At 62.9% G+C, this 23,388-nt stretch carries 16 protein-coding genes and 2 pseudogenes; 14 read left to right on the top strand and 4 right to left on the bottom strand.

The window, feature by feature from the left end; translation table 11 throughout:
• The first annotated feature begins 643 nt into the window (after positions 1 to 643).
• Positions 644 to 2,545 (top strand): propionate--CoA ligase, encoded by a 1,902-nt coding sequence (locus OYT13_RS16210; RefSeq protein WP_017231822.1) that lies wholly within the window; start codon positions 644 to 646, stop codon positions 2,543 to 2,545.
• Positions 2,546 to 2,628: 83 nt separating this feature from the next.
• Here OYT13_RS16210 and OYT13_RS16205 read toward each other — a convergent pair whose 3' ends face one another.
• Positions 2,629 to 3,546: a LysR family transcriptional regulator gene (locus tag OYT13_RS16205; protein WP_017231823.1), complete on the bottom strand. Its 918-nt coding sequence runs from the start codon at positions 3,544 to 3,546 to the stop codon at positions 2,629 to 2,631.
• 217 nt (positions 3,547 to 3,763) lie between these two features.
• Between OYT13_RS16205 and OYT13_RS16200 the strand changes: the two genes are divergently transcribed.
• The 11 genes from OYT13_RS16200 to mctP all read left to right on the top strand — a co-directional run bounded on the left by OYT13_RS16200 (position 3,764) and on the right by mctP (position 16,998).
• Entirely contained in the window at positions 3,764 to 5,161 is a 1,398-nt protein-coding gene (locus tag OYT13_RS16200) for a M20 family metallopeptidase (protein ID WP_017231824.1), read from the top strand.
• Positions 5,158 to 6,513 carry an MFS transporter gene (locus OYT13_RS16195; protein WP_017231825.1) on the top strand — a complete coding sequence of 452 codons (1,356 nt, stop codon included), beginning with the start codon at positions 5,158 to 5,160 and terminating at the stop codon, positions 6,511 to 6,513. The genes OYT13_RS16200 and OYT13_RS16195 overlap by 4 nt, the downstream gene beginning before the upstream one ends.
• A gap of 566 nt (positions 6,514 to 7,079) precedes the next feature.
• Positions 7,080 to 9,422, top strand: a complete 2,343-nt coding sequence (locus tag OYT13_RS16190) for a bifunctional salicylyl-CoA 5-hydroxylase/oxidoreductase (protein ID WP_268566606.1) — start codon at positions 7,080 to 7,082, stop codon at positions 9,420 to 9,422.
• A 9-nt stretch (positions 9,423 to 9,431) separates the two neighbouring features.
• Positions 9,432 to 10,244, top strand: coding sequence for an SDR family NAD(P)-dependent oxidoreductase (locus OYT13_RS16185; protein WP_017231827.1), 813 nt, complete (start codon positions 9,432 to 9,434; stop codon positions 10,242 to 10,244).
• Positions 10,245 to 10,279: 35 nt separating this feature from the next.
• Positions 10,280 to 11,143, top strand: coding sequence for an enoyl-CoA hydratase family protein (locus tag OYT13_RS16180; RefSeq protein ID WP_268566605.1), 864 nt, complete (start codon positions 10,280 to 10,282; stop codon positions 11,141 to 11,143).
• A 13-nt stretch (positions 11,144 to 11,156) separates the two neighbouring features.
• Complete coding sequence (locus OYT13_RS16175) at positions 11,157 to 12,341, top strand: acyl-CoA dehydrogenase family protein (RefSeq protein ID WP_261938229.1); 1,185 nt, start codon at positions 11,157 to 11,159, stop codon at positions 12,339 to 12,341.
• A 59-nt stretch (positions 12,342 to 12,400) separates the two neighbouring features.
• Complete coding sequence (locus tag OYT13_RS16170) at positions 12,401 to 14,044, top strand: AMP-binding protein (RefSeq protein WP_261938230.1); 1,644 nt, start codon at positions 12,401 to 12,403, stop codon at positions 14,042 to 14,044.
• A gap of 87 nt (positions 14,045 to 14,131) precedes the next feature.
• Positions 14,132 to 14,602 carry an acyl-CoA thioesterase gene (locus OYT13_RS16165; protein WP_017231831.1) on the top strand — a complete coding sequence of 157 codons (471 nt, stop codon included), beginning with the start codon at positions 14,132 to 14,134 and terminating at the stop codon, positions 14,600 to 14,602.
• 2 nt (positions 14,603 to 14,604) lie between these two features.
• On the top strand, positions 14,605 to 15,012 hold the full coding sequence (locus OYT13_RS16160) for a RidA family protein (RefSeq protein WP_026131573.1): 408 nt from the start codon (positions 14,605 to 14,607) through the stop codon (positions 15,010 to 15,012).
• Positions 15,013 to 15,220: 208 nt separating this feature from the next.
• Positions 15,221 to 15,451 (top strand): DUF3311 domain-containing protein, encoded by a 231-nt coding sequence (locus OYT13_RS16155; RefSeq protein WP_017231833.1) that lies wholly within the window; start codon positions 15,221 to 15,223, stop codon positions 15,449 to 15,451.
• Positions 15,448 to 16,998 (top strand): monocarboxylate uptake permease MctP, encoded by a 1,551-nt coding sequence (gene mctP / locus OYT13_RS16150; RefSeq protein WP_261938231.1) that lies wholly within the window; start codon positions 15,448 to 15,450, stop codon positions 16,996 to 16,998. The genes OYT13_RS16155 and mctP overlap by 4 nt, the downstream gene beginning before the upstream one ends.
• A gap of 465 nt (positions 16,999 to 17,463) precedes the next feature.
• Here the strand turns inward: mctP and OYT13_RS16145 are convergent.
• The 3 genes and pseudogenes from OYT13_RS16145 to OYT13_RS16135 form a co-directional block, all read right to left on the bottom strand.
• Positions 17,464 to 18,001, bottom strand: a pseudogene (locus OYT13_RS16145) (ureidoglycolate lyase).
• 77 nt (positions 18,002 to 18,078) lie between these two features.
• Positions 18,079 to 19,104 (bottom strand): annotated as a pseudogene (gene alc, locus OYT13_RS16140) (allantoicase).
• 81 nt (positions 19,105 to 19,185) lie between these two features.
• The gene (locus OYT13_RS16135) at positions 19,186 to 20,517 is read right to left on the bottom strand and encodes a C4-dicarboxylate transporter DctA (protein WP_017231914.1); all 1,332 of its coding nucleotides are present in this window, start codon (positions 20,515 to 20,517) and stop codon (positions 19,186 to 19,188) included.
• A gap of 432 nt (positions 20,518 to 20,949) precedes the next feature.
• Between OYT13_RS16135 and OYT13_RS16130 the strand changes: the two genes are divergently transcribed.
• The gene (locus OYT13_RS16130; RefSeq protein ID WP_026131594.1) at positions 20,950 to 21,717 is read left to right on the top strand and encodes an SDR family NAD(P)-dependent oxidoreductase; all 768 of its coding nucleotides are present in this window, start codon (positions 20,950 to 20,952) and stop codon (positions 21,715 to 21,717) included.
• Positions 21,714 to 23,357 (top strand): alpha,alpha-trehalase TreF, encoded by a 1,644-nt coding sequence (gene treF, locus OYT13_RS16125; RefSeq protein WP_442796417.1) that lies wholly within the window; start codon positions 21,714 to 21,716, stop codon positions 23,355 to 23,357. The genes OYT13_RS16130 and treF overlap by 4 nt, the downstream gene beginning before the upstream one ends.
• The last annotated feature ends 31 nt before the right edge of the window (positions 23,358 to 23,388 follow it).

Raw genomic sequence — 23,388 nt, 5'->3', positions numbered from 1 at the left:
GAGGTGTCAAGCGTGGGTGACGTCGATTTGGCGCGATAGATCCTTTGTGGGTGCAGTGAGCGAATCTATTTTCTCGGCTTTGATTCATTAAAATCAATGATTTAGAAAGTATCTCTGGGATTTTTCCGATTAATGCAAAGGAGGATGCGGCGGGGCTCAAGTTTCGGACGTTTTCGTACCACAATGGCGCATCGGTTGAGCACGTGCCCAATCGTCGTTTCTGTTGGCAACTGTTGTAGTCTTGCCTACGCGACGTCGTGAGGTACCCGCCGCTGGCGGCGGGCGGTGCGGCAGTCCGTTCGTGGCGCTGCCAGTCGTCGAAGCTGGTGACGCAGTGCCGATGTCCTTGCTGCAGCTATGACTCCGGTCGCCGAGCCAGCCTGACTCAGCGTAATCCCCTAGCGTTTTCGGCCGCTGGACGGCCTGTCCGGTAAGCCTTCCGTAAGCGTCAACGCGCACACTGAGCGCGAGGCACGGCATCCGTGTCCGACGATTTCATTGCACCGAAACGCATTGCCTGTCGACGGCGACATGCCGCTCGACCTTGCCGGCCCGATCCGGCGCCGCGCCACCTCCGTTCCCCACCGGCACTCCCGGTCGGGCACCGGGCGCGCGAGCCAATTCTTATATGCAAGGAGACACCATGACTTCGTATGCGTCGTTTCACGCCCGTTCCATTGCGCCCGATTCGCGCGCGGCCTTCTGGGAGGAGCAGGCCCGTCTGATCGACTGGGAGACACCCTTCACCCAGGTGCTCGATTACGACAAGCCACCGTTTGCACGATGGTTCGTTGGTGGCCGAACGAATCTGTGCCACAACGCCGTCGACCGCCATTTGCCGTCGCGCGGCTCGCAAAATGCGCTGATCTGGGTGTCGACGGAGACCGAGCAGGAGCGTGTCTATACGTACGACGAACTGGCGGCAGAAGTGAATCGCATGGCGGCGTCGCTGCAATCGCTGGGCGTTGCGCGCGGCAAGCGGGTGCTGATCTACATGCCGATGGTGCCCGAAGCGCTGTTCGCGATGCTTGCCTGCACGCGGCTCGGTGCGATTCACTCGGTGGTGTTCGGTGGCTTCGCCTCGGTCAATCTTGCAGCACGCATCGACGACGCACAACCGACTGTCATCGTCTCGGCCGACGCCGGTTCGCGCAACGGCAAGGTCGTGCCCTACAAGCCACTGCTCGATGAAGGCATCGCGCTCGCACAGCACAAGCCGTCGAATGTGCTGCTGATCGACCGGGGCCTCTCGCCGATGACACGTGTGCCCGGCCGCGACATCGACTACGCGCCATTGCGCGAGCAGTTTCTCGATGCCGCCGTGGCGTGCGAATGGCTCGAATCGAGTGAGCCGTCCTATGTGCTCTACACCTCCGGTACGACGGGCAAGCCGAAGGGCGTACAACGCGATACCGGCGGGTATGCGGTGGCGCTGGCGGCGTCGATGCAGCACATCTTCTGTGCGAAGCCGGGCGACACGATGTTCTGCGCGTCGGACATTGGCTGGGTGGTCGGGCACAGCTATATCGTGTACGCGCCGTTGCTCGCCGGCATTGCGACCGTGATGTACGAAGGCACGCCGATCCGACCCGATGGCGGAATCTGGTGGCGCATCGTCGAGAAATACAAGGTCACGCAGCTTTTCACCGCGCCCACGGCGATTCGCGTGCTCAAGAAGCAAGACCCGGCGTATCTGACCCAATACGACCTGTCGTCGCTACGGCTGATCTTCCTCGCGGGCGAGCCGCTCGACGAACCCACGGCGCGGTGGCTCACCGACGGCGTGGGCAAACCGGTCGTCGACAACTACTGGCAGACGGAGACCGGCTGGCCGATTCTGGGCATGGTGCGCGGCGTGGAGGCCTTGCCGGGCAAGCTCGGGTCACCGGGCAAACCGGTGTATGGCTACGACGTGAAGCTCGTCAACGAGGTGACCGGCGAGGACTGCGGGCCGAACGAGAAGGGCGTGCTGGCCATCGAAGGGCCACTGCCGCCGGGCTGCATGAGCACCGTCTGGGGTGACGACGCGCGCTTCGTCAAGACCTATTGGCAGACGGTGCCAGGCCGCACGCTGTATTCGAGCTTCGACTGGGGCGTGCGCGATGAAGACGGCTATTACTTCATCCTCGGTCGCACCGACGACGTGATCAATGTGGCGGGGCACCGGCTTGGCTCGCGCGAGATCGAAGAGAGCATTTCGAGTCACCCGGCCGTGGCGGAAGTTGCGGTCATCGGTGCACAGGATGCCTTGAAGGGGCAGGTGGCCATCGCGTTCGCAGTGCTGCGTCAACCGGCGTTGGCGGCCACGCCCGAGGCGCGTCTGGCGTTGGAGGGCGATGTCATGAAGACGGTGGACAAGCAACTGGGGGCGGTGGCGCGTCCGGCACGCGTGTTCTTCGTCGCGATGCTGCCCAAGACGCGCTCGGGCAAGCTGCTGCGTCGCGCCATCCAGGCCATCTGCGAAGGCCGCGAAACCGGCGACCTGATCACGCTGGAAGATCCGGCCGCGCTCGATCAGGTACGCGACGCGGTGAAGGGCGCGTAGTTCGCAGCGTCATGAGCACGGCGCAGGCGCGTGCTCATGACAGGTCATCGCCCGTCGATATCCCGTCTCCCAATTCGACCTCGTCACCTGAATGGCTTGTCGAGAATTTCGGGCGCGCGGATGGCGTCGATCAGCAGGCCGAGAAACGCTTCGACGGGGGCGGGCAGGGTGCGTCCGGCCATTGTCTGCACTTGCAGTGAGCGTTGGTGCAGCGCCGGATTTCGAATGGGGATGGCGACGAGCCCTTCCGGATCGAGCCGGCTGCGCACCGTGAGCAGGCCGGTCAGTGTGACGGCGTTGCCGGAGCGCACGAAGCTGTGCAGCGAGGCGTGATAGTTGCTCACGAACACCGGTTCGAACAGCAGGCCTTCGAGAATGCAGCACAGGTCGAACATCTGGCGGATGGTCACGCCGGCATTCGATAGCGCCATCGGGTAGGGCAGCAAGTCGGCAAGCGCGATGTCGCGTCGTTTGGCGAGCGGGTGCTGCTTGGCCATCAAGGCATAGATCGGCGCCGGTTGTGTGTGAACGACCTGCACCCCTTTTTCCGGGGCGACGCTGAAACACACGGCGATATCCGCTTCGCCGTCGCGTACGCGCTCCGTGGCGACGAACGGCGAGACAACATCGAGCAGAAAGTGCGCGCCAGGGTAGGTTTCGCGAAAGCGTGCGAAGACCTGTGGCAGGAAATCCCGCGCGACACCCTCCGCACTGGCGACGCGAATCGTCGCGCGCCCCACTTCCGACAGCCCCCGGATTTCCGACGTGACGCGTTCCGCATCGAGCAGCATGCGACGCGCATGATCGGCAAGCAACTCGCCCGCCTCACTCAACACCATGCCGCGCGGACGACGCTCGAACAACGGTGTGCCGAGATCTTCCTCGAGCTTCGCGATTTGTCGGCTCAAGGCGGAGACCGCCACGTGCAGGCGCTCGGAGGCGCGACTGAGCGAGCCGGTACGAGCGACTTCGAGAAAGTAGCGAAGTGCGTGTGTTTGCATGGGCGGATGAGCGGATGGCGCCGTCTGTTGCGAGAGGATTGGCTGCGATTTCAGCTTTGCCGAAACGGCAACGAAACCTTCGAAATATTATCATTGTTGTCAAAAATACCCGCTCCTAGAATGGCCTGAACGGTTGCGTTGCAGCGTGCTACCGACACGCGTGGCCGTGTGTGCGAGCCAGGCAGCCGTGCCCTCAAAAGCCATCTGGAGACAAGCAGTGACACGTAGCGCAGCAATTTCCCAAGCCACCGCCCAATACGATTCGGGCGCGTTCCTCGATACGCTCAACCGCCGCGTCGCCTACAAGACCGAGAGTCAGGAGGCGGATAGCGGCGATGTCCTTCACTCGTACCTTGCGGATGAGATGACGCCTGCGCTCGCGGCGCTCGGCTTTACATCGCGCATCGTGCCCAACCCGGTGCCGGGCGGCGGCCCGTTCCTGATTGCGCAACGTCACGAGAGCGACGATGCGCCCACGGTCCTCACCTACGGTCACGGCGACGTGGTGCGAGGCTACGACGCGCAATGGCGCGACGGCCTGAAGCCCTGGGAGATCGTGGTGGAAGGGGATCGTTGGTACGGACGCGGCACCGCCGACAACAAGGGGCAGCACACGATCAACCTGTCGGCGCTGGCGGAGGTGCTGGCGTTGCGTGGCGGCAAGCTCGGCTACAACGTGAAGATGATCGTGGAGATGGGCGAGGAGATGGGCTCGCCGGGCCTGCATGCGATTTGCGAGCAACTGCGTGACGAACTGCGGGCCGATGTGCTGATCGCTTCTGACGGGCCGCGACTGGCGGCGCAACGTCCGACGGTGTTTCTCGGCTCGCGCGGCTTGGTCAACTTCAAGCTCAGTCTGAATTTGCGCGACGGCGGGCATCACTCGGGAAACTGGGGCGGACTGTTGCGCAATCCCGGGGTGGTGCTGGCGAACGCGATTGCATCGATTGTCGATGGCAACGGCAAGATTCTCGTCGATGGCTTGCGTCCGCCCGAGGTGCCGGCGTCGGTGCGTCGCGCGCTGGCTGGGTTGGAAGTGGGCGGCGGACCGAACGATCCCGAGGTCGACGTTGATTATGGCGAGCCGGGATTGACGCCGACGGAGCGCGTGATTGGCTGGAACAACATCGAAGTGCTGGCGTTCAAGACCGGCAATCCGGAAAAGCCGGTCAACGCGATTCCGCCGTACGCCTATGCGCACATGCAGATTCGCTTCGTCGTCGGCACTGACTGGGAGCGGCTGGGCGAGATCGTGCGCGCGCATCTCGACGCGCACGGTTTCCCGATGGTCGAGGTGGAGGTCGAGCGCGGCGTGATGGCGACGCGTCTCGATCCGGAAGATCCGTGGGTGCTGTGGGCGTTGACGTCGATGCGCGAGACGACGGGCAAGCCGCCGGTGCTGCTGCCGAATCTGGGGGGCACGTTGCCGAACGATGTGTTCGCGGACGTTCTGGGGCTGCCGACGCTGTGGGTGCCGCACTCGTACCCGGCCTGTTCGCAGCACGCGCCGGACGAGCATCTGCTGGGGTCGGTGGCGCGCGAGGCGTTGCAGATCATGGCGGGTCTGTTCTGGGATCTGGGGGAAGTCGATCTGAAAGAGGGGAAGCCGCGATGAACAGCTCAGTGACCGCCGCTGGGGCGGATCAAACGAACGGCGCGCCGCGTGTCGGCAACGAGGGGGTGCGTGCCGACGTGCCCGTGTACAAGTTGATTGTCGCGACGTCGATCGGCAATGCGCTCGAGTGGTATGACCTGATCGTCTATGGCTACTTTGCCGTGACGATCTCCAAGTTGTTTTTTCCCGCGCACGATGCGACGGTGTCGCTGCTCATGGCGCTGGGGACGTTCGCGTTGTCATATCTTGCACGTCCGCTGGGGGCGTTTGTGCTGGGCGCGTATGCGGACCGCTGTGGGCGTCGTGCGTCGTTGATGTTGTCGATTGCGATGATGACCTTGGGCACCGGGCTGATCGCGTTCATGCCGACGTATGCGGCGATTGGGGTTTGGGCGCCGATCGGCATTTTCTTGTCGCGCGTGTTGCAGGGATTTTCGGCGGGCGGCGAGTTTGGTAGCTCGACGGCATTTCTCGTTGAGCATGTACCGAACCGGCCGGGCTTCATGTCGAGCTGGCAGTTTGCGAGCCAGGGGGCGAGTACGTTGCTGGCGTCGGCGTTCGGGGCGGTGCTGACCGGGGCGCTGACCCAGCCGCAATTGGAATCGTGGGGATGGCGGATTCCGTTCCTGTTCGGGATGCTGGTCGGGCCGATCGGGCTTTACATCCGGAAGTACGTGGACGAGACGCCGGCGTTCGAGCATGACGTGGCGCGCAAGCGTCAGGCGCAGGTGGAGGGCGACGACGCGGGTCAATCGCCGGTACGAGAGGTGTTGGCAACGCAGAAGTCGCGTCTGCTGGTGTCGATTGGGGCGCTGGTGCTGACAACGACGGCCAACTACATGATCCTGTACATGCCGACTTACGCGACGAAACAGTTGGGTTTGCCGCCGGCGCAGGGCTACATTGCGACGCTGGTGACGGGCTTCGTCATCATGACGCTGACGCCGTTCGTGGGGCATTGGTCGGACAAGGTGGGGCGTATTCGCATCATGCTGGCGGCGGGGGCACTGTTCTTCTGTACGGTGTATCCGGCGTTTGCGTACATGAATGCGCATGCGTCGCTGCTGACGATGATGGTCGTGATGCTGTGGGTGGGCACGTTGAAGGCGGTGTACTTCGCACCGATTCCGGCGCTGATTTCGTCGTTGTTCCCGACACGAACACGGGCGACGGGCATGGCGGTGGGTTACAACCTCGGTACGACGATCTTTGGCGGCTTTACCCCGCTGGCGGTAGCGTGGCTGATTGCGTCGACGGGCAACAAGCTGGCGCCGGGGCTGTATTTGATGGTGGGGGCGGTGGTAAGTCTGATGACGCTAGTGATCGCCAAAACGCGGATGGGCGTGCGCTGAGGCGAGACGATTGGCTGTGGAATGAAGAGGCGCCCGGCGGCGTCGCGTGTGAGGGTTGCATGCGAGGCTGGCGTGGCGCCTTTTTTGTTTGTCAGTGGTTCCCCTGCCGGAATATATGCGTTTTGCGATACATCCGGAATTCCGGTGAGCAGTCAATCGAGCGGTGCGCCGTGTTCATTTGAAGCATCTGCCCTGCAGTGTCGTTTTGCAACGTGACGTGCTATTCAAATTGGGGGGGGCGTCGATGAACATGCAGCAGCCGGGGGGGGCTTACACCCTGGCGTCAGACCAGAGGTTGGAAGGAACCGTGAGTGACACGACGGCGAGAATTCTGGCAGACGAGCATTGCCAAATATTTCGGTTTTGGACCCATGGACGAAGTTTCGGAATCGTCCGATGACCGCCTCAGACGATTCACCTTCTAAGGGCTTTCCCGACCCGTTGAACATCAGGGTCTGACCACCTTGCCGGCCGTAATTTTTTTCGCTAGTATTTTAGGTATAAACTATTTACGATTTAACAAAGATCGGCAAACGCGACGCGATCTATGAATCCGGAGGCTGGAGATGAATATCGTCTGTATCGGTGGCGGTCCCGCGGGCCTGTATTTCGGGTTGTTGATGAAGCTGCGCGACCCGTCGCATCGTGTGGTGGTGGTCGAGCGAAATCGGCCCTACGATACGTTCGGCTGGGGCGTTGTGTTCTCCGATGCCACCATGGACAACCTTCAGGAGGCCGATCCCGAGAGCGCCGCGCAGATCAACGCCGCCTTCAACCGGTGGGATGACATCGACATCCACTTCGAAGGCCGCACGATCACCTCGGGCGGTCACGGCTTCATCGGCATTGGCCGCAAGAAGCTGCTCAACATCCTTCAGGCGCGCTGCGAAGCGCTCGGCGTCGAACTGGTCTTCGAGACCGATGTCGACGACGACGAAGCGATCGCCCGCCGCTATCAGGCCGATCTGGTGATCGCCTCCGACGGACTGAACAGCCGCATCCGCACGCGTTACGCCGACACCTACCGCCCGGACATCGACACGCGTCAGAATCGTTTCGTCTGGCTCGGTACGCATCAACGCTTCGACGCTTTCACGTTCGCCTTCGAGAAGACCGAGCATGGCTGGTTTCAGGCGCACGCCTATCAGTTCGATGCCGACACGTCGACGTTCATCGTCGAGACGCCCGAGGAAGTCTGGCAGGCTCACGGCATCGATCAGATGAGCCAGGAAGAGGGCGTGAAGTTCTGCGAAAACCTCTTCGCGAAGTACCTCGGCGGCCATGAACTCATGAGCAACGCCAAGCACCTGCGCGGCTCGGCCATCTGGATCCGCTTCCCGCGCGTGATCTGCGAACACTGGGTGCACTGGCGCGATGTCGACGGCAAGCGCGTGCCCGTCGTCCTCATGGGCGACGCCGCCCACACCGCGCACTTCTCGATCGGCTCGGGCACCAAGCTCGCGCTGGAAGACGCCATCGCGCTTGCGGACGGTCTGCGCACCCAGGGCATCGATGCCCTGCCGCGCGTGCTGGCCGACTACGAAGCGGCGCGCGGCGTCGAAGTGCTCAAGATTCAGAACGCCGCCCGCAATTCGACGGAGTGGTTCGAAACCGTCGAGCGCTACGCTCGCTTCGCGCCGGAGCAATTCGCCTACTCGCTGCTCACGCGCTCGCAACGGATCTCTCACGAGAACCTGCGCGTGCGCGACCCCGCCTATGTCGAAGGCTTCGAAGACTGGCTCGCCACGCGTTCCGGCGTGACGCGCGCCGACGGCCAGCAGGCGATTCCGCCGATGTTCACCCCGTACCGGGCGCGCGAACTCACGCTCAAGAACCGTATCGTGATGTCGCCGATGGCCATGTACTCGTCGGTCGACGGTGTGCCGGGCGACTTCTACCTCGTACACCTGGGCAGCCGCGCGCTGGGCGGTGCGGGCATGATCGTCGCGGAGATGACCTGCGTGTCGCCCGACGCACGCATCACGCCGGGGTGCCCCGGCCTGTGGAACGATACGCAACGCGACGCGTGGAAGCGCATCGTCGACTTCGTGCACGCAGGCAGCGACGCCAAGATCGCCATGCAGATCGGCCACGCCGGTCGCAAAGGTTCGACGCGCCTGGCCTGGGATGGTATCGACCAACCGCTCGACGACGGCAACTGGCCGCTGATCTCGGCCTCGCCGCTACCTTACATCGAGGGCGTGTCGCAGACGCCGCGCGAGATGACCCGCGCCGACATGGACCGCGTCAAGGACGACTTCGTGCACGCCGCCCGCCGCGCTGCCGAGGCGGGGTTCGACTGGCTCGAATTGCACTGCGCTCACGGCTATCTGCTCTCGAGCTTCATTTCTCCGCTCACGAACCAGCGTCAGGACGCGTACGGCGGCTCGCTGGAGAACCGACTGCGTTATCCGTTGGAAGTCTTCCATGCGGTGCGCGACGTGTGGCCGGCGGCCAAGCCGATGTCGGTGCGGATTTCGGCGCACGACTGGGTCGAAGGCGGCATCACGCCGGACGACGCCGTGACGATCGCGCGCGCCTTCAAGGACGCTGGTGCGGATCTGATCGACTGCTCGTCGGGCCAGGTCAGCAAGGACGAGAAGCCGGTCTACGGCCGCATGTTCCAGACGCCGTTTGCCGACCGTGTGCGCAACGAGGCCGGCATTCCGACGATGGCGGTGGGCGCGATTTTCGAGGCGGATCACGTGAACAGCATCATCGCGTCGGGCCGTGCCGATCTGTGTGCGCTGGCGCGACCGCACCTCGCCGATCCGTTCTGGACGCTGCACGAAGCCGCGAAGATCGGCTACAAGGATCTGCCATGGCCGTCGCAGTACTATGCGGGCAAGCGGCAGTACGAGACCAATCTGGAGCGTGCGGCTGCCTACGCTCAACAGATCGGTAAATAAGGACAGTTCATGACGTCAACGACAATCTCGGCCGGCGCGTCGCCAGCATCGCTGGCGGGCGTGCATGCGTTGGTGACGGGCGGCGCGCGCGGCATTGGTGAAGCCGTGGCCCGGTCGCTGCTTGCGCAGGGCGCACGAGTGACGCTGCTCGGGCGCAACCAGGCCACGCTCGCGAGCGGTGCACACGCTTTGGCCGCGCATGGCGAGGTGGCTTGGGTCAGCGCGGATATTTCGGACGCCGCCGCCGTCGCCGCGGCCTTTGCACGCGCGGCCGGCCGCTTCGGCCCGGTGCAGGTGCTGGTGAACAACGCGGGGCAAGCACTCAGCGCGCCATTCGGCAAGACGGACAGTGCGCTCTGGCAACAAATGATCGACGTCAACCTGACGGGGACGTTCCACTGTATTTCCGCCGCGCTGCCCTCGATGCTGTCGGCCGGGTGGGGCCGCATCGTGAACGTGGCGAGTACCGCCGGGCTGATCGGTTATCCGTATGTCACGGCGTATTGCGCGGCCAAGCACGGCGTGGTCGGGCTTACGCGCGCACTGGCGCTCGAAGTGGCGAAGAAAGGGGTGACGGTGAATGCCGTTTGCCCGGGGTATACGGAAACGGATATCGTGCGCGACGCGGTGGCCAATATCGTCGCGAAGACCGGTCGTGGTGAAGACGATGCGCGCGCCGAGCTGGCCCGCCGCAATCCGCAGGGCCGTCTCGTGCAACCGCAAGAGGTGGCCGACGCTGTGCTGTGGCTCTGCCAGCCGGGCGCGGGCGCAGTGACAGGACAATCGATCGCGGTGGCGGGCGGTGAAGTGACCGTCGGCTAAGCGGCCATGCACACACTATTTGAGGAGATCGGCCAATGAGTGACGTGAAACTGACGATGGCGCATCACAAGCGCCCGTTCGCGAACTATGAAGCCAAGCACTTTCTGTGGTCGGTGTCGAACGACGCGCAAGGGCGCGCGAGCGTGGGCACGATCACGCTGAACCGTCCGGACAAGAAGAATCCGTTGACGTTCGACTCGTATGCCGAGTTGCGCGATCTGTTTCGCGGTCTCGTCTATGCCACGGATATCAAGACGGTCGTTGTGACCGGCGCGGGCGGCAATTTCTGCTCGGGCGGCGACGTTCACGAAATCATCGGCCCGCTCACGCAGATGAGCATGCCGGAGCTGCTCGACTTTACGCGCATGACGGGCGATCTGGTCAAGGCGATGCGCGCCTGTCCGCAGCCGATCGTCAGCGCCATCGACGGGATTTGCGCCGGGGCCGGGGCGATGATGGCGCTCGCCTCCGACATGCGTCTGGGCACGCCGCAGGCGAAGACGGCGTTCCTGTTCGTGCGCGTGGGGTTGGCGGGTGCCGACATGGGCGCGTGCACGCTGCTGCCGCGCATGATCGGACAGGGCCGCGCGTCGGAGTTGCTGTACACCGGTCGCGTGATGACGGCCGAGGAAGGCCTGCAATGGGGTTTTTTCAATGCCCTGCATGACAGCGGCACCGTGCTCTCGGCCGCGCAGACGCTGGCCGACCAGATCGCCTGCGGCCCGACGTTCGCGCACGGCGTGACCAAGAAGCTGCTGCATCAGGAGTGGAACATGGGCGTGGACGAGGCCATCGAGGCCGAAGCCGAAGCGCAGGCCATCTGTATGCAGACGAAGGATTTCCGCCGCGCTTACGACGCTTTCGTCGCCAAGCAGAAACCGGTGTTCAAGGGCGACTGACGCGAGCGAGACGATGAGCGATATCACTCCCCAAAACGCGCGCAATGGCGACTTTCTGGCATGGCCGTTTTTCGACGAGGCGCATCGCCGGTTGGGCGCGGAACTCGACGCCTGGTGCACGCGCGAACTGAAGGTCGATCACCACGCGGATACCGATGCGACATGCGTGTCGCTGGTGCGCCAACTGGGTCGCGCAGGCTGGCTGAAGTATTGCGTGAGCGCGCGTCATGGCGGCGCGCTGGATCAACTGGATTCGCGGGCGTTGTGCGTGCTGCGCGAGACGCTCGCGCGTCACGACGGACTGGCTGACTTCGCCTTTGCGATGCAGGGATTGGGTAGCGGCGCGATCACGCTGGCGGGCAGCGAGGCGCTCAAGCAGCGCTATCTGCCGCGCGTGGCCTCGGGCGAGGCGATTGCGGCGTTTGCGCTCTCGGAGCCGAACGCCGGGTCGGATGTGGCCGCGATGGCGTGTTCGGCCACGCGCGATGGCGACGACTACGTGCTGAACGGCGAGAAGACGTGGATTTCGAATGGCGGCATCGCGGACTTCTATTGTGTTTTCGTGCGTACGGGCGAGGCGCCCGGCGCCCGCGGTATCAGCGCGTTCGTGGTGGATGCCGACACGCCGGGGCTGACGATTGCCGAGCGAATCGATGTGAGCGCACCGCATCCGCTGGCGCGTCTGAAGTTCGAGAACTGTCGTGTGCCGGCTTCGCAGCGTTTGGGCGAGGCGGGACAGGGTTTCAAGGTGGCGATGATGACGCTGGATATTTTCCGCGCGTCGGTGGCGGCGGCGGCGCTGGGCTTTGCCCGTCGCGCGCTCGACGAAGGGCTGGCGCGCGCGAAGTCGCGCGAGATGTTCGGGCAGACGCTCGCCGATTTCCAGATCACGCAGGCGGCTTTGGGCGAGATGGCGACGTCGGTGGACGCCGCGGCGTTGCTGACGTATCGCGCGGCCTGGCAGCGTGACGTGCAGGGGCAGCGCACGACACGCGAGGCGGCGATGGCGAAGATGTTCGCGACGGAGTCGGCGCAGCAGGTGATCGACCGCGCGTTGCAGATGTTCGGCGGCGCGGGCGTGGTGTCGGGCGCGATCGTGGAGCGTCTGTACCGTGAGATTCGCTCGCTGCGGATCTACGAAGGGGCAACGGAAGTACAAAAACTGATCATCGCGCGCGAACTGCTCAAGGACGGCTGAGCGCGGTCTGTGGCGGCGCGCAGGCGCCAAGCTTGATTACCGGGGGCAAGGAGAAGCACATGGAACGATCTGGACATCTCGACACTTTCGCGCGCGACAATCTGCCGCCCGCGGATCAGTGGCCCGAGTTTCTGCTGGACAATCCGGACGTGGCGTACCCGGCGCGTATCAATTGCGCCGCCGAATTACTGGATCGCGCGATTGCGCAAGGTCGCGGCGAGGCGCCTGCGATTTATTCGGTGGAGAACGGTCAGCCGACGGTCACGACGTATTTCGGTTTGCGTGAGAGAGTCGACCGCATCGCGCACGTGCTGCGCAACGACATGGCGCTGGTGCCGGGCAATCGCGTGCTGTTGCGCGGACCCAATAACCTGTTCATGGCGGCCGCGTGGCTGGCGGTGATCAAGGCGGGGCTGGTGGGCGTGCCGACGATGCCGTTGCTGCGCGCGAAGGAACTCAAGCAGATCGTCGACAAGGCGGAGGTCGGCGCGGCGCTGTGCGACGGACGTCTGAAGGATGAACTGGAGTTCAACCGCCGGGCGGACCATGAGTATTTCTGTCCCGCGTTGACGCAGGTGGTGTACTTCCACGACGTGGGTGAGGACTCACTGGAGGCCCGCATGGCCCGCCAGCCGGCAAGCTTCGAAGCTTGCGATACGGCGGTGGACGATGTCTGCCTGATCGCTTTCACGAGCGGCACGACGGGGCAGCCGAAGGGCACAATGCATTTCCATCGCGATGTGTTGGCAATGTGCGATCTGTTTCCGCGTCATGTGCTAAAGCCGGGGCCGGAGGACATTTTCTGCGGCACACCCCCGTTAGCGTTCACTTTCGGTACGGGCGGCCTGTTGACGTTCCCGTTGCGCGTCGGAGCGGCGACGGTGTTGTTGGAGAAGCTCACGCCGGACAGTCTGCTGCAGGCGATCGAGCAGTACCGCGCGACGATCTGTTTTACGGCGCCGACGTTCTATCGTCAGATGGCTGCGCTGGTGGGCAAGTACGATCTGTCGAGTCTGAAGAAGACGGTGTCGGCGGGGGAGGCGTTGCCGGATGCGACGCGTCAACTCTGGAAGCAGGCGTCGGGTATCGAGATGATCGACGGCATTGGCGGCACGGAGATGATTCATATTTTCATCTCGGCGGCGAACGGCGACGTGGTGCCGGGCGCGATCGGCAAGCCGGTGCCCGGCTATATCGCGATGATCGTAGACGAGAACATGCAGCCGCTGCCGCCGGGCAAGGTAGGCAAGCTGGCGGTGAAGGGGCCGACGGGATGTCGATATCTCGCGGACTCGCGTCAGACGAATTATGTGAAGAACGGCTGGAATCTGCCGGGCGATACGTTCCGTTGCGACGAGGCCGGTAATTATTACTATCAGGCGCGCTCGGACGACATGATTGTGTCGGCGGGGTACAACATCGCGGGCCCGGAAGTGGAGTCGACTTTGCTGCAGCATCCGGCGGTGGCGGAGTGCGGGGTGGTGGGCGCGAGCGACGAGGCGCGCGGCCAGATCGTGAAGGCGTATGTGGTGCTCAAGGCGGGCGAGCCGCGCGACGACGCGATGGTGAAGGCGCTTCAGGAGTATGTGAAGGCTAACATCGCGCCGTACAAGTATCCGCGGGCGATTGAATTTGTCGATGCACTGCCGCGCACGGAGACGGGCAAGCTGCAGCGCTTCAAGCTGCGGCAGATGGCGCATTGAGGTGCATTGAGGCGAGGGTGGGGCGCTCCAGTTGGCGCCCACTCACGTTGACGCGGTGTGACGACGAGGCATGCGGGGGGAGAGGATATGTCGGAAGCTGAGGTGGCGGCGCACGCGTTTGTGAAGCCGTTGTTGGTGCGGTTCAAGCATTGCGACCCGGCCGGGATTGTGTTCTATCCGCGCTATTTCGAGATGATGAACGATCTGGTCGAGGACTGGTGCGCCGAAGGGCTGGGTCTGTCGTTCGGCGAGATGCATTTGCGTAATGCGATGGGCGTGCCGACGGCGAACATTGAGTGTCGCTTCAGTGCGCCGAGTTTTTTGGGTGAGACGCTCCAGCGTTCGCTGGAGGTCTCGCGTCTGGGTCGTTCGTCGATGACGTTGCGCATCCGGTTTTCCGGAGCGAACGACGAGACGCGTTTGCAAGCCACGCTGGTGTTGGTTTGGGTCGCGAAGGGCGAGGGCGGCAGGCCCGCCCCGATCGCGGTGCCCGACGCCCAGCGCGCGGCGATTGTGCGCTTTGCCGCACCTGATTCTGTTATTGAAGGAGTGTCCTGATGCTGCAAGTTCTGCAACCCCCCGAATGGGCGAAGCCGCGCGGCTATGCGAATGGCATGGCTTTCGAGATGACGGCGGGCAGCCGCATTGTGTTTGTCGGCGGTCAGATCGGCTGGAATGGGCAGCAACGTTTCGAGACGGACGATTTCGCGCTGCAGGTGCGTCAGACGCTTGAGAATATTGTGGCGATTCTGGCGGAGGGCAATGCGAAGCCGGAACATATCGTTCGCATGACGTGGTATGTGAAGAATAAGCGCGAGTATGTGGAGTGTTATCGCGCGATTGGGGAGCATTATCGCGCAGTGATCGGTCGTCACTTCCCGGCGATGACGGCGGTGGAAGTGGCCGATCTGGTGGAGGACGAAGCGAAGGTGGAGATCGAGGTGACCGCCGTGGTGCCGGCGGCGTAGGCGTTGGGGATGTTGGGTCGGTGAAGGGGGAAGCTGGATGGCGGGCATGGTCTGACGACGCTGGTTTTTCCTCGCGAAATGCGGCTTATGGCGAATCCGGTTGGGTTGGGGTTTGTCCGTAAGCCGTTTTGCTTTTCAGGACATATAGTCGTTATAGGCACACGTTGCGTGAGCGATCGGTGGCGATCCCGCCGGGAGGTACGCAATCATGAATGAAAACGCGTCGCTATCGCGCGGCAGGGGTTGGCTGTGGCTGTTGTTGCTGCCTTTCGCTGGCGTTCTGTGGGTGCCGTTCTACAACCGGCTCGAGCCGTCTCTCTTCGGTTTCCCGTTTTTCTATTGGTATCAGTTTGCGTGGGTGTTGGTGACCGCGCTGCTTACGGCGTGGGTGCACCGACGCACGGCGCCGGCTGACGCTGCGACGGGAGGTCGATCATGAACTGGACGGCCACGGTGGTTTTTGTCGCGCTGTTTGTGTTTGTCACGATCGTGGGGTTCGTGGCGGCGCACTGGCGACGCGGGGATCTCGCGCAGCTCGACGAGTGGGGGCTGGCAGGGCGACGCTTCGGCACGATTGTCAGTTGGTTTTTGCTCGGCGGCGATTTGTATACGGCTTATACGTTTATCGCTGTGCCGGCGTTGGTGTTCGGCGCCGGCGCGCTGGGGTTCTTCGCGTTGCCGTACACGATTCTGGTTTTTCCGTTTGCGTTTGTGGTCTTTCCGAAGCTTTGGCAGGTGTCGCGAAAGCATGGCTATGTGACGGCTGCGGATTTTGTGAGCGCTCGCTACGGCAGCGGTTGGCTAGGGCTGGCGATCGCGGTCACGGGGATCGTGGCAACGATGCCGTACATTGCCCTGCAATTGGTCGGGATCGAGGTGGTGATCGGCGCGCTGGGCTTTCACGCGACTGGCTGGCTCGGCGATTTGCCTCTGATTATCGCGTTCGTGATTCTCGCGGCTTACACGTACACCAGTGGATTGCGCGCACCGGCATTGATCGCGATTGTGAAGGACACGCTGATTTATCTGACGATTATCGCGGCGTTGATCGTGATTCCGATTCGCCTGGGCGGAATGTCGCATGTGTTCGCGGCAGTCCCCGCAGGGAATCTGCTGCTGAAACCGCCATCAGGCGGTTCGCTCGCAGGCTACAGTGCTTATGCAACGCTGGCATTGGGCTCGGCGTTCGCTCTGTTCTTGTACCCGCACTCGATTACGGCGCTGCTCAGCGCAAAGAGCGGTAATACGATTCGACGCAATATGGCGCTGTTGCCCGCCTATACGCTGCTGCTCGGGTTGATCGCCTTGCTCGGGTACATGGCGTTGGCCTCCGGAGTGAAGTCGATGCCTCAGTTCGCACCCTATTTCGCGCAATATGGGACGAATTTCGCCGTACCGGCGCTGTTCCTCTATGCCTTCCCTTCGTGGTTTGTCGGCGTGGCATTCGCCGCTATCGCCATCGGTGCTTTGGTCCCCGCCGCCATTATGTCGATCGCCGCCGCGAATCTCTATACACGTAATGTGCATAAGGAATTCCTGAATAAATCGGTGTCCGCTGCGCAGGAGACGCTGATCGCAAAACGTGTCTCGCTGGTGGTGAAGCTCGGCGCGCTGTTCTTCGTGCTGTTCTTGCCGCTTCAATACGCGATTCAGCTGCAACTGCTCGGCGGCATCTGGATCATTCAGACGCTTCCCGCAATCGTGCTCGGGCTTTATACGCGTTGGCTCGATCATCGCGGCCTGCTGATCGGTTGGTTCGCCGGTATCGCCGTCGGTACGTGGATGGCCGCCTCTACAGGCTTCAAGTCGTCTGTCTTCGCTCTGCACATCGGCTCGCTCACGATGCCCGGCTATGCCGCACTCTATTCGCTCTTCATCAATCTGCTCGTCGCCGTTCTGGTGACGGCGCTCGTCAAGGTGCTCGGCATGCAACCACGCTCTGATGCCACCCAGCCAGAGGATTATTCGGACGCAGTCCATTCTTGATGAGGTGTTTTGCTGGCGGATCGGGGCCTCAACACCACTCCCCTAGACGGACCGGGGCCCCTTTCCGCCTCTCAAACATAAACCCAACTCGCTGCAGAAAGGGGCCCCGGTCCATCCCCCTCCACGCCCCCAGTCCCCCCACCGACACCGCCCGCTTCCCACGCCTCCCCCCACACCGCCCCTGTCCCGTCGACACCCCGCCCGTCTCCATCATCGCCATCGCGACGCCGCACCCGCCCCGCGCGTGCTCCGCATCTGCCGCAGGACGGCCGCGTCGTCGCCCACGCCTCTCCAGTCCCTCTTCTCCTCCTACCTCCTTCTTGCTTCTCCTAGTGCCTCCTAGTGCCTCCTAGCGTCTCCTCTCGCTCGCCTCCATCGCTCGCTTTTTCATCCCCCCATATGCAAAACGCCGGGCTCTCCCCGGCGTCTTCGCTGTCCTGCACTTATCGTTCGCTACCACTTTGCTTATGCCGCCTTTCTCGCTGAGCGCACCGCCTCCAACGCCGCTCGCGTCAACACATACGTGCCCGGCAAATCCTGCTCGTCACAGTTGTGACCCTCTCCACCCCCCGATCCACCACCACGAAGTCACTCACCATCATCCAACGCCAACAACGGGTGATGCCACACGCCACGCGCATAGTTCACCCCCTGCCACCCCTCCGAAACAAACGCCCTCATCTGACTCACATCCAATTCGCCCGCCGGCGCTACCACCACCAGGTACGGCGTCGTCTTCAACGGTATGAACGCCTGACTCCCCAACGGATGCCGCCAACAACATCTTCACCTCATACGGCAACTGCCTCGGCTGGCCACGAAACACATTGACCAACGTGCGGCCGCCCTCCGGCCCCAAATCTACCGTCGCCAAATCGTGAAACCGCTCCGTCGTCCCGCCATTGATCCCGAAATGCTTCGCCCCCGACAACTCAATCACATCGCCAAACGGCGCAAACGCCTCTCGCGTCAATCGCTCGATCTTCAACGCCGCTCCCGCCATGTCACTCTCCTTTTTTTCCCTTTTTTCATTTCCCCCTCTCGCAAACGTCGCCGACCGCGAGAGGGATTCATTCACGCTTACGCTTTCTTTTCGCTCAACCGGCCCCACAACCGCAAACGCGATACACCCCCGTCCGGAATGATGTTGAAGCGAATGTGCGTGATCGCCCCCAGCCTCTGTACCGCTCCTCAAAGCTGAATTGCTTGTCCATCGCGCCAATTTCTGCTCAGGCAACAGCTCCGGCCAGAACATCGACTGCGTAATCAAGGACTGCTCGGTGCCGCCCGTTACATACGCCGCCTGAATGGAACAACGATCCGGGAAGTTGCCCTTGAAGTGCGCCGTGTCCACTTCGATCTTCGCAATCTCGCCCGGCTGCGCCAACGCAATGATCGCCCAGTCGTTGCCCGGCTCACGACGTCGACGCGTCTCCCACCCATCGCCCATGTTCACCCCCCGGCCCGGCATCAACAGGTTCGACGCCATCCCGAAGTGCTGGTTGTTCGCCGCGACGACGTAACCGCCATTCTCCATCGCGATGAGGTCGATCAACTCGTCACGCGAGCGTCGCGCCCAATCGCTCTGCGGCAACCCATACACGCGCAAACGCGCCAGGCCACCATCGGGGTACAGGTTCACTCGCACATGGGTCACCGCACGCGACTGCGTAATCGCATGGTAGTGGTGCGCATTGCCCTGCAAGCTGGTCGACGCCAGCAATTCGAACCACTCGGCCGACTCGCCCGGGGCGCCGTCCGGGCTGTGGCAACCCTCGAGCGACGCGGCCGGCGGAAAGTTGCCGGTGAAGTGGCTGGTGTCGAGGTCAACGCCAAACAACACGCCCGGTCGCGCCAGCTTGACCACACACCAGTCGTAGCCGTTCACACGCTTGCGACGTGTCTCCCAACCATCCATCCACTTGCCGTTGTCGTCGTATTTGCCAGGGATGAACACGGCCGGCTCAGGGTTGAGCATGCGCTCCTTGGCCGCGAAAAACTCTCGTCGCTGGCCTCCAACGCCTGCGCACCCAGGCGCGGATCAGCCAAGTTGACGTAACGGCGCACAAATTCCGGTGCGTTCGGGTCTTGCGGGGCGAGGGCCATGTTGCGTTTGACTCCAGGAGTAGCTGCCGACGCCTCGCGTCGGCATTGGGTTCGTTGGTTCGTTTAAGTAGTGACGCTCGTTCAGCGTGTCAGTGCCACGTTGGCCGGCGTGCCAGCTTCGGCTATGTCGTCCACGGTCACCGCAATGGGCTCGTAAGGCAGCACGCCATCGAGCACTTTGTGGGCTCTCGCAAAGTCGACGTCTTTTTCCCACGCGGCCACGACGAGGGTCGCGACGCAGTTGCCCAACAGATTGGTGACGGCCCGCGCAATGCCTACGAACCAGTCGACCGGAAGGATCAGTACGAGGCCAATGACCGGGATGGCGGGAATGGCCGTGAGCGTCGCCGCCAGGATCACGATGGCCGACCCCGGAATGCCATGGGCCCCCTTGGACGTCAGCAGCGAGACGAGGATGACGAGGATCAGGTCATGGATGGACAACGGGGTGTTGGTCGCCTGGGCAATGAAGATGACGGCCAGCGTGAGGTAGATGGAAAAGCCATCGAGGTTGAAGGAGTAACCCGTAGGTATCACCAGACCCACGGTGGATTTTTTGATGCCCATCCACTCGAGCTTGCGCATGATGGCCGGCAATACGGCATCGGACGACGCGGTGCCCAACACGATGGACAACTCTTCACGGAAGTATTTGATGAACTTGAAGATGTTGAAGCCCGCCAGACGCAATACGGTACCCAGTACCACGGTGACGAAGACGAAGCAGCTCACGTAGAACACGAGCACGAGCATGCCAAGCTGCTTGAGCGACGACGCGCCGTATTTGCCGGTGGTGAACGCCACGGCACCCAAGACACCCAGCGGCGCGAGTCGGATGATGAACGCCATCACTCGGAAGAAAACGTGGCTCAGGTCTTCGATGAAGCGCGCGACAGGACGCCCACGCTCACCAAGGGCGGCCAAGGCACAGCCGAACATGACGGAGAAGACGAGAATCTGCAGGATGTCGCCTTTGGCAAAGGCGTCGGTGACCGTGTCGGGGATGATCTTCAACAGGAAGCCAGCGGTGTCCTGCAATCCCTTGGCATTCTCGGTGTACGCCGCCATCGCACTCGGATTGAGGCTGCGAACGTCGATGTTCATGCCCACGCCCGGATGCGTCGCCCAAGCCAGCAAAGCACCAATGACTAGCGCGAAGGTGGTGATGACTTCGAAGTACAAAACGGCCTTGACGCCAACCCGGCCGACTTTGCGCAAGTCACCCGCACTCGCCATGCCACTGACCACCACGCAGAAGACGATCGGTCCAATGACCATCTTGATGAGCTTCAGAAAGCCATCGCCCAACGGGCTCAATGACTCTCCCAAGTGCGGAAACCAAATGCCAAGCGCCACGCCAACGATCAGCGCAATGACGACTCGGCCAAACAACGAACGAAACAGCTTGGGCATGGTTTGTCTCCTCTGCCTGCAAAATCACTCTCTCGGATTTCGCAATCTCTACGCCTGACGGACTGCGCTCTCTGGGGGCTAATGTTTTCTACCGCAACCACAATTCGAATCAACACCCATCCATGTATTCAGACAAGTCATACCGGTCTGACCAGTGGTGTTATGGAGAATATTAGAAAGCCAATATGGTGGGGTCAAGACGTGTTTTCTGAGGGGATTCCCTAGGGCAGGGCGATGCCCCACGCAGCTTGGGCCAGGGGCGGCGATTCGCTCGTATTTGCCGGTTTTGTTGGGCGAATCCTCCGCAGTTTGTGTGAACTTCGATTTGGGACGGGCGGTCGCACTTGCGTAGGGTGCGCTGCCTCGACGCCCGGTGAAAGCCGCAAGGCAGTGTGCGCAGATCCCGCAATTTGTGCAGAAATAGGGGGCGCCATGCGAATGAAGGACACGGTGGTATTGGTTACCGGCAGTGCTCAGGGCATCGGACGCGCCATCGCGATCCGTCTCGCACAGGAGGGCGCACGCATCGTGGTGGAGGATCGGCAGCACAACGCGATGGCCGAACAGACGCTCGACGCGGTGCGCACGGCCGGTAGCGACGGCTGCGTGATCGCGGGAGATGTCGGTGTCGCCGCGGACGACCGCGCAGTGATTGCGCAAGCCGTCGAGGCCATGGGGCGGGTCGATGTTCTGGTCAATAACGCGGGCGTGGAGCGGCGGGCGCCCTTTCTGGATGTGACGGAAGCGGACTACGACCTGGTGATGAATGTGAACCTGAAGGGGGCTTTCTTTCTCACACAGGCGTTTGTGCAGCACCTGCGCGACACGAAGCGCGGCGGGCGCATCGTCAACGTCAGCTCGGTTCACGAGGAGCTGCCGTTTCCGCATTTCACCAGTTACTGCGCCAGCAAGGGCGGCCTGAAGATGATGATGCGCAATCTCGCGATCGAACTCGCCCCGCTCGGTATTGCGGTCAACAACGTCGCGCCCGGCGCGGTCGGCACGGCGATCAATCATCAGCTCCTCGCCAATAAGGCGGAGCGCGACGCGCTGATCGCCAACATCCCCCTCGGGCGTCTCGCCGATCCGAGCGAAGTCGCCAACGCCGTGCTGTTCCTCGCCTCGCCGGACGCCAGTTATGTTACGGGCACTACGCTGTTCGTCGACGGCGGCCTGCTCTGGCGTTACGCGGAGCAATGACGATGACGGACACTGTACAACGCTCGCTGGCCGCCGGCGGCATGACGCCGGACGTCGCACATTCGGCACCGTCTGACGTACTCACCCCCGCCGATCGCTATCAGCAGTTGTTCGTCGACGTGCAGACGCAGCGCATTTTTCCCGACAGCAAGACGTTTGTGGACTGCGTGCCCACGCTGGCGCCGGACGAGATCCTGCGCCGCTATCGCGACGACGTCGCGAAACCCGGCTTCGACCTTGCGCGCTTCGTGTCGTCGTATTTCACCCTCGAACGCCCACCCGCCAGTCACTATGTCTCTGACCCAGGGCAGGGGCTCGTCGACCATATCGACGGACTCTGGGATGTCCTCACGCGCTTGCCCGAAACGCACCCGGCCTACAGCTCGCTGTTGCCACTCCCCCGGCCATATGTGGTGCCGGGCGGACGCTTCCACGAGCTTTATTACTGGGACTCGTATTTCACGATGCTTGGCCTGGCTTGCAGCGCCCGCCACGATTTGCTGGTGAGCATGGCCGATAATTTTTCTTTTCTCATCGACACTTACGGCCACATCCCGAACGGCAATCGCACTTACTACCTGAGCCGCTCGCAGCCGCCGATGTATGGACTGATGGTGGCGCTGTTCGAGTCGCACGGCGTGGCGCGCGCGATCCGGTATCTGCCCCACTTGCGTCGCGAGTACGACTTCTGGATGGACGGGGAGGCGTCGCTCGCCCCCGGCGATGCCTATCGCCATGTCGTGTGCCTGCCCGACGGCTCACGCCTCAATCGCTACTGGGACGAACGCGATACGCCGCGCGAGGAAGGGTATCTGGAAGATGTGAATACGGCGCTCCATGCGCCGGATCGTCCCGCTGCGCAGGTGTATCGCGATCTGCGCGCCGGCGCAGCCTCGGGCTGGGACTTCAGCTCGCGCTGGCTGGACGACGCGACCAACCTCGGTTCGATCCGCACGACCGCCTTCGTGCCCGTGGACCTGAATAGCTTCCTGTTCGCCTCTGAAGTGCAGATTTCCAGGCTGAGCGAGGCCAATGGCGACACGGAAAACGCCCGAGCCTTTGCCGTGCGTGCGCAAGCCCGGCGCGAGGCGATGACGCGCTATCTCTGGTGCGACGACGAGGGCGCATTCCTGGATTACGACTGGCAGCGCGGTGCGCCGCACCCGCGGTTGTCGGCCGCGCTCGCCACGCCACTCTTTGTTGGATTGGCCTCGCGTGAGCAAGCACGCCGCTCGGCGCAGACGATCGAGGATCGTCTCCTGGCCCCCGGAGGGCTGCGCACGACGCAGGCGTCCAGCCTGCAGCAATGGGATCCGCCGAATGGCTGGGCGCCGCTGCAATGGATCGCCATTCACGGGCTTCGTCAGTACGGCGAGCACAGGCTCGCGAACGATATCGCCCACCGCTGGCTCTCGACGGTCAGCGCGCTCTATGCTCGCGAAAGCAAGCTCGTCGAGAAGTACTCGCTGCATGCGAGCGATGCAATGTCGGCAAGCGGTGGGGGAGGCGGGGAGTACCCGCTTCAGGATGGCTTCGGCTGGACCAATGGGGTCGTGCGTCGCCTCCTCGGCGACCATCCCGAACACCCCGCCCACCAGGCGACGGCGCAAGGCCGCGCGCGCGGGGGCACGCGTCGATAGCGCCTGCTCCGCGCCCGTGCGCCGGGCGAAC

It is taken from the genome of Pandoraea sp. XJJ-1, assembly GCF_026802345.1.
Classification (GTDB): domain Bacteria; phylum Pseudomonadota; class Gammaproteobacteria; order Burkholderiales; family Burkholderiaceae; genus Pandoraea; species Pandoraea cepalis.
This window is presented reverse-complemented; position numbering and strand designations above follow the sequence as displayed.